Source organism: Cellulosimicrobium cellulans (assembly GCF_007679345.1).
Lineage (GTDB): Bacteria > Actinomycetota > Actinomycetes > Actinomycetales > Cellulomonadaceae > Cellulomonas > Cellulomonas cellulans_A.
This window is the reverse complement of sequence record NZ_VEGH01000001.1, coordinates 113,191-126,989: the sequence shown is the minus strand read 5'-3', so window position 1 is coordinate 126,989 and position 13,799 is coordinate 113,191. Positions and strand designations below refer to the sequence as shown.

Sequence of the window (13,799 nt, the reverse complement as noted above, 5' to 3'; positions counted from 1 at the left end):
TCAGCCCAGCGCCACCCGCGCCGCCAGCGCCGGCGCCGACCGCTCCAGCACGGCCCCGCTGGTCCACAGCGACAGGGCCGAGGCGATCGCCATGTGCATGTCCAGGTACAGGTACGACCCGAGCCGCCCGCCGAAGTGCACGTCGGGCTCGTCCTCGGCGAGCGCGCGGTAGGCGCGCAGCCGCTCCCGGTCCTGCGGGGTCGCGACGGGGTAGTAGGGCTCGTCGCCGGGCAGGGCGAACCGGGACCGCTCGCGCATGATCACGGTGCGGTCCTGCGCGTGCCGGTCCTCGCGCTCAGGGTGGTAGTGCCGGAACTCGTGCACCCGGGTGTGCGGGACGTCGAGGTCGGCGTAGTTCATGACGCTGGTGCCCTGGAAGTCGCGGACCGGCAGCACCTCGGTCTCCAGGTCGAGCGTGCGCCACCCCAGGGGCCCGGCGTGCTCGTCGAAGTACCGGTCGACCGGCCCGGTGTAGACCACGGGCACCTGGCCGCGCGCCGACGCGCGGCTCAACGGCTGCGACGCGTCGAAGAAGTCGGTGCCCAGCCGCACGTCGATCCGCGGGTGCGCGGCCATCGCCTCGAACCAGGGGCCGTAGCCGTGGGCGGGCAGCCCCTCGTGGGTGTCGGCGAAGTACCGGTTCTCGTAGGTGTACCGGACGGGGAGCCGGGCGATGACCGACGCGGGCAGCTCGCGGGGGTCGGTCTGCCACTGCTTCGCGGTGTAGTCCCGGATGAACGCCTCGTACAGCGGCCGCCCGATGAGGGAGATCGCCTTGTCCTCGAGGTTCGTCGGGACGCCGCCCGCCAGGCCCTCGGCCGCCTGCTCGGCGACCAGCGCCCGCGCCGCCTCCGGCCCCATCGCGGTGCCGAAGAACTGGTTGAGCGTGCCGAGGTTGATCGGCAGCGGGTACACGGTGCCGGCGTGCGTGGAGTAGACCCGGTGCCGGTAGCCCGTGAACGCGGTGAACCGGCGGACGTAGTCCCAGACGCGCTCGTTCGACGTGTGGAAGATGTGCGACCCGTACCGGTGCACCTCGATGCCCGTGTCCGCGTCGACGCTGCTCCAGGCGTTGCCGCCGAGGTGGTCCCGCCGGTCGATGACGGTCACCGACAGGCCGGCCTCGGCCGCGCGCTCGGCGACCGTCAGGCCGAACAGCCCGGCGCCGACGACGAGCAGGTCCATGCGGGTTCCTCGGGTGACGGGGCCGCGGTGCGGCCGGGTGGCGGGGCGAGCGCCCCGAGTGTAGGGCGCGCGCGACGGGCCCGTGGCGACGGCCGACGACCCGTGCAGGTTGTGCACCGGAATCGACAGATCGTGCACGTGACCGGGTCGCGTCGACCCCGTCCGGACCGGTCCGCACCCGGCCGACGCCCCGGTCACAGCCCCCGTCGCCACCCCGGATGCACCCCGTCCCGAGACCGCTCCGTGATCCCCCTGTGACCTGGCTGACCGTTTGTGCTCCCGAACCGACAGTCTTTCGACGCCCCGGTCCCGGGCCTGCGTCGCGCTGGTCGACTGGGGCCCGCGACCGCAGGACGAGGACGTCGAGTCACGGGTCGCGATCGGTTCTCCCCGCGCGCTGTGTCGCGCACGGGGACGCCGGCACCGCCCGACGAGGGCGCGGCGCCGGCGGCGCGCGAGCAGAGCCGCGAGATGACAAGGGAAGGTCGATGAAGACAACCATCACGGTGCGACGGCGCAACGGCGGGTACGTCAAGGGTGCGGCGGCGGTGGCGGGTCTCGCCCTGTTCGCCCTCACGGCGTGCTCCCCCTCCTCGTCGGACGAGGACACCCAGGCGGGCGACTCCTTCACCACCCGGGAGGTGACCGACGGCAAGACCGAGTTCGTCGTCGTCACGAACCCGGGCGACGGACCCGTGCTGTCCTACGGCAAGGACAGCGGCGTCGAGCTCCTCACCGAGGAGATCGACGGCAAGGAGTACGCGTTCAAGGACATGAACGGCAACGGCGAGCTCGACGTGTGGGAGGACTGGCGCGAGGCGTCGGAGGACCGCGCGGCGGACCTGGCGCAGCACCTGTCCAAGGAGCAGATCGCCGGCCTCATGCTGTTCAGCTCGCACGAGCGCTCGCCCGCGGACGGCCTGACGGACGCGCAGAAGGAGTACATGGCGGAGTCGCGGCTCCGCAACGTGCTCAACGCGGGCCCGAACGACGTCGAGGCGAACGTGACCTGGTCGAACCAGCTCCAGGAGTACGCCGAGGAGCTGGCGACCGAGGACGAGCCCTACGTCCCCGTGAACTTCTCCTCCGACCCGCGCTCGACGGCGGAGTCCGGCGGCAACTACAACGCGTCCGGCGACATCTCGCGCTGGCCGTCCCACCTGGGCCTGGCCGCGACGTTCGACACCGAGACGATGACGACCTTCGCCCAGGCGGTCTCCGCCGAGTACCGCGCGCTGGGCATCGGCACCGCGCTCAGCCCGCAGATCGACCTGGCGACCGACCCGCGCTGGCTGCGCGTCGACGGCACGTTCGGCGAGAACGTCGAGCTGGCGTCCGCCATGGCGACGGCCTACGTCGACGGCTTCCAGACGACGCCGGGCGAGGACGGCTGGGGTGACGAGTCCGTCAACGCGATGATCAAGCACTGGGCCGGCGACGGCCCGGGCGAGGGTGGCCGCGAGTCGCACACCGAGGCCGGGAAGTACGGCGTCTACCCGGGCGACAACTTCGACGCGCACGCCGAGGTGTTCCTGGGCGCGATGGACGCGGCCGCGGTGATGACCGCGTACTCGATCGCCCTGGACGGCGAGGGCCAGCCGCTCGGCGGCGGCGACCGCATGGGCAGCGCGTACGACTCGTACCGCACCGGCCTGCTGCGGGAGAACTTCACCGGCGTGGTCGTCACCGACTGGGCGGTGACCGCGGGCGGCACGACCGACCCCGACGCGATGATCGGCACCTCCTGGGGCGCCGACGACATGACCGTCGAGGACCGGCACTACGCGATCCTGAAGAACGGCGTCGACATGTTCGGCGGCAACAACGCGGTCGAGCCCGTGCTCGCGGCGTACGACATGTGGCAGGCGGACTTCGAGGCCGGCGAGAACGACGTCGACGCCCAGACCCGCTTCGAGGAGTCCGGCACCCGGATCCTGACCATGCTCTTCCAGCCGGGCCTGTACGAGAGCGCCTACCTGGACCTCGACGAGTCGACGGACGTCGTCGCGAGCCAGGACAAGATGGACGCCGGCTACCAGGCGCAGCTCGACTCGGTCGTGATGCTGAAGAACGACGCCGACACCATCGCCGCCGCCGAGGCGGGCGACTGGGCCGACAAGACCGTGTACATCCCGCGCAACTACGACACCGGCCAGGCCGGCCTGTTCGGCCCGGGCGAGTACTCCGAGGGCCCCGGCCTGACGGTCGAGATCGCGGAGGACTACTTCGCGAAGGTCGTCACGGACGAGGCCGTCGAGGACGCGGACGGCAAGGTCACCAGCTACACCGCCCCCGACCTGTCCGACGTGGACCTCGTGCTGGTCGGCATGGACAGCCCGAGCTCGGGCGCCGTGTTCGCCAACTCCGGCCACGACGAGACCACCGGTGAGTGGTACCCGCTCTCCCTGCAGTACCGCCCGTACACCGCGGACGGCGAGAACGTCCGGAAGGTCTCGATCTCCGGCGACCTCCTGGCCGACGGCACGCAGGAGAACCGGTCCTACTTCGGCAACACCTCGCGCACGTCGAACGAGTCGGACCTCGACGCGTTCGAGCGCGCCGTGGCCGCCGTCGAGGCGTCCGGCAAGGACATCCCGGTCATCACCGTCCTCAAGGCCAAGAACCCGACCGTCCCGGCCGAGTTCGAGGCGAAGTCCGACGCGATCCTCGTCGGCTTCGGGGTCAGCGACCAGGCGCTCATCGAGACCGCGATCGGCCTCAACGAGCCCCAGGGGCGCCTGCCGATCGGCTTCCCGGCCTCCATGGACGCGGTCGAGAAGCAGCTGGAGGACGTCCAGGAGGACACCGAGCCGTACGTCGACGCGGCCGGCAACTCCTACGCGTTCGGCTTCGGCCTGAACTACGCGGGCCCGATCGAGGGCTGACGCACCACCCGCCGGTGCGGGCGGCCGGCAGCACGCCGGCCGCCCGCACCGGCGGACCCGGCCGCGGGGTGGGCCCGCGGCCAGCACCCACCAAGGAGCACAGAAGTGAAGCGCAACAAGGCCCTGACCTCCGCCCTCGGCGTCGTGGTCGCCCTCACCGGCGTCTTCGGCCTCACCGCCTGCGGCAGCGACGACGGCGGCGGCAGCAGCAGCAACGACTCGTCCGCCGGCGAGCAGGCGGCGTCCGAGTCGGACATCGCCGAGGACCTGGAGAACGCCCGCACCGCCGTCGCCGACGCGCTGGCCGAGGACGACTCCTGGGCCCAGATCATGCTCGCGAGCGACGTCTCGGCGCCGACCGTCAAGTACGGCCTGCTCGTGGTGCCCTACACCGCCTCCGAGGCGGCGTCCCGCATCCAGGGGACCGTCAACATCGAGGACGGCAAGTACACGATCGACGGCGACTCCGCCGAGACCGGCCAGACCTGGCAGATCGACCAGGACGGGACCATCACCGAGGTCACGGAGTAGCCCGTACACCCGCCCGTCGCCCGGTCCCGAGGGGGCCGGGCACGGGCCGGGTCCGCGGCCCGTGACAGTCCGTGCCGCGAAACCGACTGATCGTGCTGCCGCGCCGGACGGCCCCGATCGGCGCACCTAGCCTGATCGCCGGTCAGCACTCGAGGAGGAATGTTGTGAACGCCAGGGCGAAGAACGCCGATCGCGCGAAGAGGCCGATGTCGAACAAGAAGTACCTGTGGATCTGGGTGCCGGTGCTCTCGCTGGTCACCGTGATCGCGGTGGTCGCGAACATCGCGCTCGTCGTCGCCGGCGGCTGGGTCGCCTCCCAGTTCGGCTCGGGCACGTACGAGTTCACGAACGCCGAGGAGTCGGCCGACTGGGACACCGAGTACTACAGCGCGGACTTCGACAGCATCGACGACGTCGACGCCGCGGCGAAGGAGCTCGTCGAGGAGATCTCCGGCGCCGGCATCGTCCTGGCGAAGAACGAGGGCGCCGCGCTGCCCCTGGCGGCCGGGTCCAGCGTGACCATGCTCGGCCGCGCGGCCGCGGACCCCGTGTTCGGCGGCTCCGGCTCCGGCTCGGTGGACACCAACTCGGCCGTGAACGCGCGGCAGGGCCTGGAGAACGCCGGCTTCACCGTGAACGACGCCGTGTACGGCGCGATCGAGGCGTACGCCGCCGAGAACCCGCGCGGCTTCATCGAGATGGACCGCCCGGACATCTCGACCTACTTCATCGGCGAGATGCCGGTCGACGGCTACGAGGCGCAGTCCTCGTCCTTCGCCGACTACTCCGACGCCGCGGTCGTCTACATCGGCCGCCCCGGCGGCGAGGGCGGCGACCTGACCCGCGACATGTCCGACTGGGACGACAACGCGGAGCCCGGCCAGCACCAGCTCGAGCTGAACAAGGACGAGAAGGACCTGGTCGAGCTCGCCAAGGCGAACTTCGACACCGTCGTGATCGTCGTGAACTCCTCGACCACCATCGAGATGGGCGACCTGCAGGCGGACACCGGGGTCGACGCGATCCTGCTCGCCGGCTCCCCGGGCGCCACCGGCCTGAACGCCGTCGGCAGCATCCTGTCGGGCGACGTCAACCCGTCCGGGCGCACCTCGGACCTGTGGGCCGCGGACTTCACCGCCGACCCGACCTTCGTCAACTTCGGCGGGTTCCTCTACGACAACCTGTCGGTGTCCTACCCGGTGTCGGCGGTCGAGACCGCGACGTCGAACGCGACCGTGACCGACGAGGCGCCGTTCGTGAACTACGCCGAGGGCATCTACTTCGGGTACCGGTACTACGAGACCGCCGCGGCCGAGGGCTTCCTCGACTACGACGAGGCCGTCGTGTACCCGTTCGGCTACGGCCTGTCGTACACCGACTTCGCCTGGTCCGTCACGGACACGCAGGCCGGTGAGGTGGACGGCACCATCGCCGTGACCGTCGACGTGACCAACACCGGGACCGTCGCGGGCAAGGACGTCGTCGAGCTGTACTACACCGCCCCGTACACCCCGGGCGGCATCGAGAAGTCCGAGGTCGTCCTCGGCGACTTCGCCAAGACCGGCGTCATCGAGCCGGGTGCGAGCGAGTCCGTGACCCTGGAGCTCCCGGTCGAGGACATGGCGTCCTACGACTACGCGGACGCCGGCGCCTACGTGCTGGAGGCCGGGGACTACGCGATCTCGGTCCGCACCGACTCGCACACCGTCGCCGCCGGCACCGAGCCGATCACCTACACCGTCGACTCCGACGTCGTGTACTCCGGCGAGAACCACCGCTCGACCGACCTGGCCGAGGTCACCAACCAGTTCGACGACGTCTCGGCGCAGTTCAGCACCGAGCCGGAGGACGGCACGATCGTGGCGATGTCCCGCGCGGACTTCGCCGGCACCTTCCCGACCGCGCCGACCGGTGACCAGCTGGTCGCGAGCGACGCCGTCGCCGAGGGCTTCGCGGCCTGGGACGTCGACGCCGAGGCGGACGCCTTCGACGGCGAGATGCCGACGACCGGCGCCAGCACCGAGCTGTCGCTGATCGACCTGCGCGGCCTGCCCAAGGACGACCCGCAGTGGGACGAGCTGCTCGACTCGCTGAGCGTCGGCGACATGACCGACATGCTGCTCAACGGCGCGTACCAGACCGCCGCCATCGGCTCGATCGGCAAGCCGCAGACCACCGAGCCCGACGGCCCGGCCGGCTTCTCGTCCTTCATCAACTCGTCGATCAACGGCGTGGCCTACCCGTCCGAGTTCCTCATCGCGCAGACGTGGGACGTGGACCTGGGCCGCGCGATGGGCGAGATGCTCGGCAACGAGGCGATGTTCAAGGACATCAACGGCTGGTACGCCCCGGCGGCCAACCTGCACCGCTCGCCGTTCGCGGGCCGGAACTTCGAGTACTACTCGGAGGACCCGTTCCTGTCCGGCCGGATGATGACCTCGGTCGCCAACGGCGCGGCGGAGAAGGGCGTCTACACCACGCTCAAGCACTTCGCGCTGAACGACCAGGAGACCAACCGGGTCAACAACGGCATCGCCACCTGGGCGACCGAGCAGACGATCCGCGAGATCTACCTCAAGCCGTTCGAGATGGCCGTCAAGAACATCTCGATGGAGGTCCCGTACCTCGCCGACGACGAGGGCACGATCGAGACGACCACGGTCGGCTCCACCGCGATCATGAGCTCGTTCAACCGGATCGGCGCCACCTGGGCCGGCGGCTCCGAGGCGCTCATGACGAACGTGCTGCGCGGGGAGTGGGGCTTCGAGGGCTTCGCCATCTCGGACTTCAACCTCTACCCGTACATGAACCCGAACCAGAGCATCAGCGCCGGCACCGACCTGACGCTCACCTTCCAGCCGTCGAAGTCGTTCGGGGACACCTCCTCGGCCAAGGCGGTGTCGGACATCCGCGAGGCGACCCACAACATCCTGTTCACGGTCGCGAACTCCAACGCGATGAACGGGCTGGCACCGGGGGCCACGGTCTCCTACACCCCGCCCACCTGGGTCTACATCCAGATCGGCGCGTCGATCCTGGTCGGCCTGCTCGTCGTGGCCGGTGCGCTCCTGGTGACCCGGCGCGTCCTCCGGCACCGGAAGACCGCCGAGCCGGCGGCGCCGCAGGGCGACGCCGAGCCGGTCTCCGCGGGGCACTGACCCGCTGAGACGCCCTGCCGGGCCGGCAGTGCCCACCACTGCCGGCCCGGCGACCGGGGCCGCGACCCCGGACCCCCGAACCACCGCCACGCCGCACCACCGCCGAGGACGTCATGATCGAGAACCTGACCCTGCTGGAGAAGGCCGCCCTGCTGACCGGCAAGACGGTCTGGGAGACGTACGACCTGCCGCGGCACTCGGTGCGGTCGCTCTGGCTGGCGGACGGCCCGCACGGGGTGCGCAAGCAGACCGGCGCGGCGGACCACCTCGGGATCGCGGAGTCGCAGCCGGCGACCTGCTTCCCGACGGCCGCGGCGGTGGCGAACACCTGGGACCCCGAGCTGGCCGAGGAGGTCGGCCGGGCGCTGGGCGCCGAGGCCGCGGCGCAGGACGTGGACGTGCTGCTGGGTCCGGGGTTGAACATCAAGCGCTCGCCGCTGGGCGGGCGGAACTTCGAGTACTTCTCCGAGGACCCGCTGCTGGCGGGGCGGATGGCCGCCGGGTACGTGCGGGGCATCCAGTCCGCGGGGGTGGCGGCGTGCCCGAAGCACTACGCGGCGAACTCCCAGGAGCTGCGCCGGATGGCGTCGGACTCGGTGGTCGACGAGCGGACGCTGCGGGAGATCTACCTGACCGCGTTCGGGATCGTCGTCGAGACCGCGCGGCCGCGGACGATCATGTCGTCGTACAACCTGGTGAACGGCACGTACGCCCACGAGGACCCGTTCCTGCTGCAGACGGTGCTGCGCGGCGAGTGGGGCTTCGACGGCGCGGTGATCTCCGACTGGGGCGGGTCGAACGACATCGTCGCCGCGGCGGCCGCGGGCGGGACGCTCGAGATGCCGGCCGCGGGCCTCGACTCCGCCCGCCAGCTCGTCGCGGCCGTGCGGTCCGGCGCGCTCGCCGAGGCCGACCTCGACGCGCGCGCCGCCGAGGTGCTGCGCCTCGTGGCCGAGGCCCGCGAGCCCGGCACGGCCCCGGCCGTCGACGACGCCGCGCACCACGCGCTGGCCCGCCGGGTCGCGGCCCGCTCCGCGGTGCTGCTCAAGAACGAGGACGCGATCCTGCCGCTGGCCGCCGGGACCCGGGTCGCGGTGATCGGCGACTTCGCCCGCACCCCGCGCTACCAGGGCGCCGGCTCCTCCGCCGTGAACCCGACCCGCCTGGACTCGGTCCTGGACGTGATCGGCGACTCCGGGCTGGAGATGACCGCGTTCGCCGCTGGCTTCCGGCGCAACGGCACCCCCGACGCCGCGCTGCGCGCCGAGGCCGTCGAGGCGGCCCGCGGCGCCGACGTCGCCCTGCTGTTCCTCGGCCTGGACGAGATCGCCGAGTCCGAGGGCCTGGACCGGTCGACCCTCACGCTGCACGCGGCGCAGACCGAGCTGCTCGAGGCCGTGCACGCCGCGAACCCGCGCACCGTCGTGGTGCTGGCCGCCGGTGGCGTCGTCGAGATGCCGTGGCTCGGCTCCGCGCAGGCGCTGGTCCACGGCTACCTGTCCGGCCAGGCCGGTGCGGGCGGGCTGCTCGACGTGCTGACCGGCGCCGCGAACCCGGCGGGGCGGCTCGCCGAGACCGTGCCGGTGCGGCTGTCCGACACCCCGACGGCGGACACGTTCCCGGGGCAGCAGCGGACCGCCGAGTACCGCGAGGGGCTGTTCGTCGGGTACCGGTACTACACGACCGCCGGGGTGCCGGTGACGTTCCCGTTCGGCTTCGGGCTGTCGTACACCTCGTTCGCGTACTCCGGTCTGACCGCGACGGCCGACGCCGCCACGGTGACCGTGACGAACACGGGCGCCGTCGCCGGCTCGGACGTGGTGCAGGTGTACGTGCGGCGCGAGTCGTCGGGCGTGCACCGGCCGGACCGCACGCTCGCCGGGTTCGCCCGTGTCGAGCTCGCCCCGGGGGAGTCGACCACCGTCACCGTCCCCCTGGGTGACGCGGCGTTCCGGCACTTCGACGTCGGCACCGGCGCCTGGCAGGTCGAGCGCGGCACCTGGACCGTGCTGGCCGGCGCGAACGTCGCCGACCTGTCCGAGAAGGCCACCGTCGAGGTGGCCGGGACCGTGCCGCCGGTGGCGGAGGACCCGGTCCCGGTCCGGTACCGCACCGGGGAGGTGCGGCACGTGCCCGACGCCGACTTCGCGGCGCTGCTCGGCCGGCCGGTCCCGCCGGCGTCCTGGTCCGGGCCGCTGGGCGTGAACGACGCCCTCGGCCGGATGCAGACCGCGCGCAGCCCGCTGGCCCGGCTCGCCTACCGGGTGCTCGCGCTGCTGCGCGACCGCGCCGACCGCAAGGGCAAGCCGGACCTGAACATCCTGTTCCTGCTCAACATGCCGTTCCGGGCCATCGGGAAGATGACCAACGGCATGGTCAGCGCCGAGATGGTCGACGGCATCGTCCGCATCGTCAACGGCCACTTCTTCTCCGGCGCCGGCGCCACCATCCGCGGGTTCGTCCGCAACCGCCGCGCCAACCGCGCCACCGCCCGCCAGCTGCGCGGCGACGCCTGACCTCCCGGAAGAGAGACCCGCTCGCATGTTCACCCGTCTCAAGGACGCCTGGGGCCGGTTCGCCACCAAGCGTCCCGGCGTCGCCCAGTTCGTCGTCTTCTTCGTGCTGAGCAACGGCATCACCGTGCTGCAGCTCGCGCTCATGCCGCTCATCAAGTGGCTGTTCGGGATGACGGCGCTGGTCGACACGTCGTTCCAGGTGTGGCCGATCGGGTCCAACCCGGACGGTTCGCAGTACTTCGTCTTCGACTACGCCGCCGGGGCCCTGCCGGCCGGCGGGGGCGGGCTGGCATACTTCCTCGCCGTGCAGATCACCCTGCTGATCGCGCAGGTGATCAACTTCTTCGCCCAGCGCAACATCACCTTCAAGTCGAACTCCTCGGTCGCGAAGGCGGCCGGCTGGTACGCCATCGCGTACGTCGTGATCACCCTGATCGCCGCTGCCCTGCAGGGCCTGTACAAGGCGCCGATCTACGACCTGTTCATCGACACGTGGGGGATGGGCGGCACCGGTGAGACGCTGGCCGACGTCGTCACGATGATCATCAACGCGGCGATCTCGTTCTGGGTGTTCTTCCCGATCTTCAAGGTCATCTTCAAGCAGGTCCCCGAGGACGCGGCCCCGGCCGCCGCCGCGGACGCCACGGAGGTGCGCTCGGCGTGAACCCGGTGAGCCCGGTCCTGTCCGTCGTCGTCCCCGCGTACAACGCGGAGGCCTACCTCGCGCGCGCCCTGGACTCCCTCGTGGGGTTCGACGGCGTCGAGGTGCTGGTCGTGGACGACGGCTCGACGGACGGGACCGCGGCCCTGGCGCGGCGGTACGAGACCACGCACCCGGGCATCGTGCGGCTCATCTCGAAGCCGAACGGCGGGCACGGGTCGGCCATCAACGCGGGGCTGGCCGAGGCGCGCGGCGAGTACCTCAAGGTCGTTGACGCGGACGACTGGCTGGACCGGTCCGCGCTCGGGTCCGTGCTCGCGACGCTGGGCGGGTTCCTCGACTCGGGGCGGCCGGTCGACCTGCTGGTGACGAACTTCGTCTACGAGAAGGTCGGCAAGCGCACCAAGACCGTCGTGCGGTACCAGGGTGCGCTGCCGGCGGGGCGGGTGCTGCACTGGGGGCAGACCCGGCGGTTCGCCAAGCGGCAGTACCTGATGATGCACGCGCTGACCTACCGCACGCAGGTGCTGCGCGCGGCCGGCCTGGTGCTGCCCGAGCACACCTTCTACGTGGACAACCTGTACGCCCTGGTGCCGCTGGCGCACGTGTCGAGCCTGTACTACCTGGACGTCGACCTGTACCGGTACTTCATCGGACGGTCGGACCAGTCGGTGCAGGAGGCCGTGATGATCCGGCGCATCGACCAGCAGCTGCGGGTGAACCGGCTCATGCTCGAGCACCTGTCGCGGGTGCGGGTCGCCGACCGGCGGCTGCGCGCGTACCGGCTGCACTACGTCGAGATCATCTGCGCCGTCTCGTCGATCCTGCTCATCCGGGCGGGCACGCGGGGGCACCTGGCGGAGAAGGACCGGCTGTGGTCCGAGCTCCGGGCGCAGGACCCGTGGCTGTACCGCAAGGTCCGCTGGTCGGTGCTCGGGCAGATCTCCAACCTGCCCGGCCCCGCAGGGCGCCGGGTCTCGGTGCTGGCGTACCGGGTGGCGCAGCGCGCGATCGGGTTCAGCTGACCCGCACCTAGGCCGGCCGCGCCGCGCGGGCCGCCCGCAGCAGGCCCGCCACCTCGTCGTCGTGCGGCGGTGCGAAGTCCGCGTACTCCAGCCCCACCGCCTGGAACCGCGCCGGCGACCGGAGGCACACCAGCTCGTCCGCCTCGGCGGCCAGCACGGCGGCCGTGTCGGGCGGGCACACCGGCAGCGCCACGACGACCCGCCCCGCGCCGCCCCGGCGCAGCGCGGCCACGGCCGCGCGGACCGTCGACCCGGTCGCCGCCCCGTCGTCGACCACGACCACCGCCCGCCCCGCCACGGGCAGCGCGGGCAGGTCGCGCCGGAAGGCCGCCTCGCGCCGCCGCAGCTCGACGAGCTCCGCCGCGCGCACCGCGTCGAGGACCGTGGCCGGCACCCGGGCCGCGCGCAGCACCGGCTCGTGCCGCACCTCCACCACCTCGCCGCCCAGCCCGGCGAGCGCGCCCATCGCGAGCTCCGGCTGCCGCGGCAGGCCGAGCTTGCGCACCACCAGCACGTCGAGCGGCGCGCCGAGCGCCTCGGCGACCGGGACGGCCACGGGCACGCCGCCGCGGGGGAGCGCGAGCACGACGACGCCCGGCCGGGCGGGCGTGGGCGTGGGCGGGCCGGGCGGCGACGCGGGCGGGCCGGGGGCAGGGTCGGCGGGAGCGGCGGCCCTCGCGGAGGCCGCGAGCCGCCCCGCGAGCGCGGCGCCCGCCTGCGCCCGGTCCGCGAACGGCTCCCGACCCATGGTGCCCCCGACGCTACGCGCCCCGGCGCCCGACCGGTGCGCGTCCGGCCCCGCGCCCGGGCGCCTCCCCATCCTCGTGAGGTCGGCACACCCTGATGAGGTCGTCACACACGAGTGACGACCTCATCAGCGTGTGCCGACCTCACGCGCTCGCGCAGGGCCGTCAGCGCTGCATGACCGAGCCGCACGTCAGGTCGAGGATCGCGCCGGTGACGGCGCCCGCGCGGTCCGACGCCGCGAACGCCGCCGCGTCCGCCACCTGCTGCAGCGTCGGCATGCGGTCGAGCGCGGTGCCCTCGGTCATGAACCGCTCGGCCTCCCGCGCCGCGGGGGTGCGTTCGCCCCACGTCTCCGGCAGCGCGTCCGGCCGCAGGCACACCACCCGGACCCCGTGCCGGCCGACCTCGCCCGCCAGTGAGCGGGTCAGCTCCTCGACCGCCGCGCACGCCACCCCGAACCCGCCGGTCGCGTGGAACCGCCGGTCCCGGCCCGCCAGCGCCGCCGCCGAGGTGGACAGCGTGAGGATGGCCCCCGACCCCGCCTTCGTCATGTGCCGCGCGGCCGCGGTGGCGGTGCAGAACTGCGAGCGGAGGCCGGTCATCGCGGGCAGCAGGAAGTCGTCGACCGGCATCTCGCGCAGCGGCGTCCCCTGGAGGTCGCCCCGCAGGCTGGTCGCGTTGAGGCTGACGTCGAGCCGGCCGTGCTCGGCGACCACGGCGCCGACGTGCGCGTCGACGGCCCCGGGGTCGGCAGCGTCCACGACGGCGACCTCCACGTGCCCGCCCGCTCGGCGGACGTCGTCGGCGACCGCGTCCAGCGGATCGCGCCGGCGGCCGACGAGCACCACGTGCGCGCCCTCCCGCGCGAATGTCCGGGCGGCCGCGCCGCCGACCGCGCCGGCCGCCCCGTAGACGACCGCGATCCTGTCCTCGAGCAGCATGCCCACCCCCGGTCCGTCGGGCGGGGCCGCTCCGTCGCGTCCCCGCTGCGCGCCAGTCTCCCGCGCCCGCACCCCACCGCGCGGCGCGTTGGGGCACGCGCGGCGGCACGCGCCGATAGATTGAATATGATCGAACGACATCGACGGAGG

Annotated in this window: 9 protein-coding genes; 6 read left to right on the top strand and 3 right to left on the bottom strand. The window is 72.6% G+C overall.

Annotated features, from left to right (window positions below; translation table 11 throughout):
* Positions 1–1,185 carry a UDP-galactopyranose mutase gene (gene glf, locus FS882_RS00535; RefSeq protein ID WP_158369761.1) on the bottom strand — a complete coding sequence of 395 codons (1,185 nt, stop codon included), beginning with the start codon at positions 1,183–1,185 and terminating at the stop codon, positions 1–3.
* Positions 1,186–1,673: 488 nt separating this feature from the next.
* On the opposite strand from glf, the gene FS882_RS00530 reads away from it, so the two are divergent.
* The 6 genes from FS882_RS00530 (at position 1,674) to FS882_RS00505 (ending at position 11,961) form a co-directional block, all read left to right on the top strand.
* On the top strand, positions 1,674–4,070 hold the full coding sequence (locus FS882_RS00530; protein WP_158369759.1) for a glycoside hydrolase family 3 protein: 2,397 nt from the start codon (positions 1,674–1,676) through the stop codon (positions 4,068–4,070).
* 105 nt (positions 4,071–4,175) lie between these two features.
* Positions 4,176–4,601, top strand: coding sequence for a hypothetical protein (locus tag FS882_RS00525; RefSeq protein ID WP_158369758.1), 426 nt, complete (start codon positions 4,176–4,178; stop codon positions 4,599–4,601).
* A 206-nt stretch (positions 4,602–4,807) separates the two neighbouring features.
* Positions 4,808–7,759, top strand: coding sequence for a glycoside hydrolase family 3 protein (locus FS882_RS00520; RefSeq protein WP_158370379.1), 2,952 nt, complete (start codon positions 4,808–4,810; stop codon positions 7,757–7,759).
* Between the two features lie 113 nt (positions 7,760–7,872).
* Entirely contained in the window at positions 7,873–10,275 is a 2,403-nt protein-coding gene (locus FS882_RS00515) for a glycoside hydrolase family 3 C-terminal domain-containing protein (protein WP_158369756.1), read from the top strand.
* A 25-nt stretch (positions 10,276–10,300) separates the two neighbouring features.
* Positions 10,301–10,939 carry a hypothetical protein gene (locus FS882_RS00510; protein WP_158369754.1) on the top strand — a complete coding sequence of 213 codons (639 nt, stop codon included), beginning with the start codon at positions 10,301–10,303 and terminating at the stop codon, positions 10,937–10,939.
* Entirely contained in the window at positions 10,936–11,961 is a 1,026-nt protein-coding gene (locus FS882_RS00505) for a glycosyltransferase family 2 protein (protein ID WP_158369752.1), read from the top strand. Before FS882_RS00510 ends, FS882_RS00505 begins: the two co-directional genes overlap by 4 nt.
* Positions 11,962–11,968: 7 nt before the next feature.
* On the opposite strand, the gene FS882_RS00500 is transcribed toward FS882_RS00505, so the two are convergent.
* Positions 11,969–12,709 carry a phosphoribosyltransferase gene (locus tag FS882_RS00500; RefSeq protein ID WP_158369750.1) on the bottom strand — a complete coding sequence of 247 codons (741 nt, stop codon included), beginning with the start codon at positions 12,707–12,709 and terminating at the stop codon, positions 11,969–11,971.
* A 163-nt stretch (positions 12,710–12,872) separates the two neighbouring features.
* Positions 12,873–13,649 (bottom strand): SDR family NAD(P)-dependent oxidoreductase, encoded by a 777-nt coding sequence (locus FS882_RS00495; protein WP_158369748.1) that lies wholly within the window; start codon positions 13,647–13,649, stop codon positions 12,873–12,875.
* Between the last annotated feature and the right edge of the window lie 150 nt (positions 13,650–13,799).

Bases quoted from the DNA above. Each gene is read 5' to 3' on its own strand.
- FS882_RS00495 (WP_158369748.1), bottom strand. From the start codon at position 13,649: ATGCTGCTCGAGGACAGGATCGCGGTCGTCTACGGGGCGGCCGGCGCG.
- FS882_RS00520 (WP_158370379.1), top strand. From the start codon at position 4,808: ATGTCGAACAAGAAGTACCTGTGGATCTGGGTGCCGGTGCTCTCGCTG.
- FS882_RS00510 (WP_158369754.1), top strand. From the start codon at position 10,301: ATGTTCACCCGTCTCAAGGACGCCTGGGGCCGGTTCGCCACCAAGCGT.
- FS882_RS00500 (WP_158369750.1), bottom strand. From the start codon at position 12,709: ATGGGTCGGGAGCCGTTCGCGGACCGGGCGCAGGCGGGCGCCGCGCTC.
- FS882_RS00530 (WP_158369759.1), top strand. From the start codon at position 1,674: ATGAAGACAACCATCACGGTGCGACGGCGCAACGGCGGGTACGTCAAG.
- FS882_RS00515 (WP_158369756.1), top strand. From the start codon at position 7,873: ATGATCGAGAACCTGACCCTGCTGGAGAAGGCCGCCCTGCTGACCGGC.
- glf (WP_158369761.1), bottom strand. From the start codon at position 1,185: ATGGACCTGCTCGTCGTCGGCGCCGGGCTGTTCGGCCTGACGGTCGCC.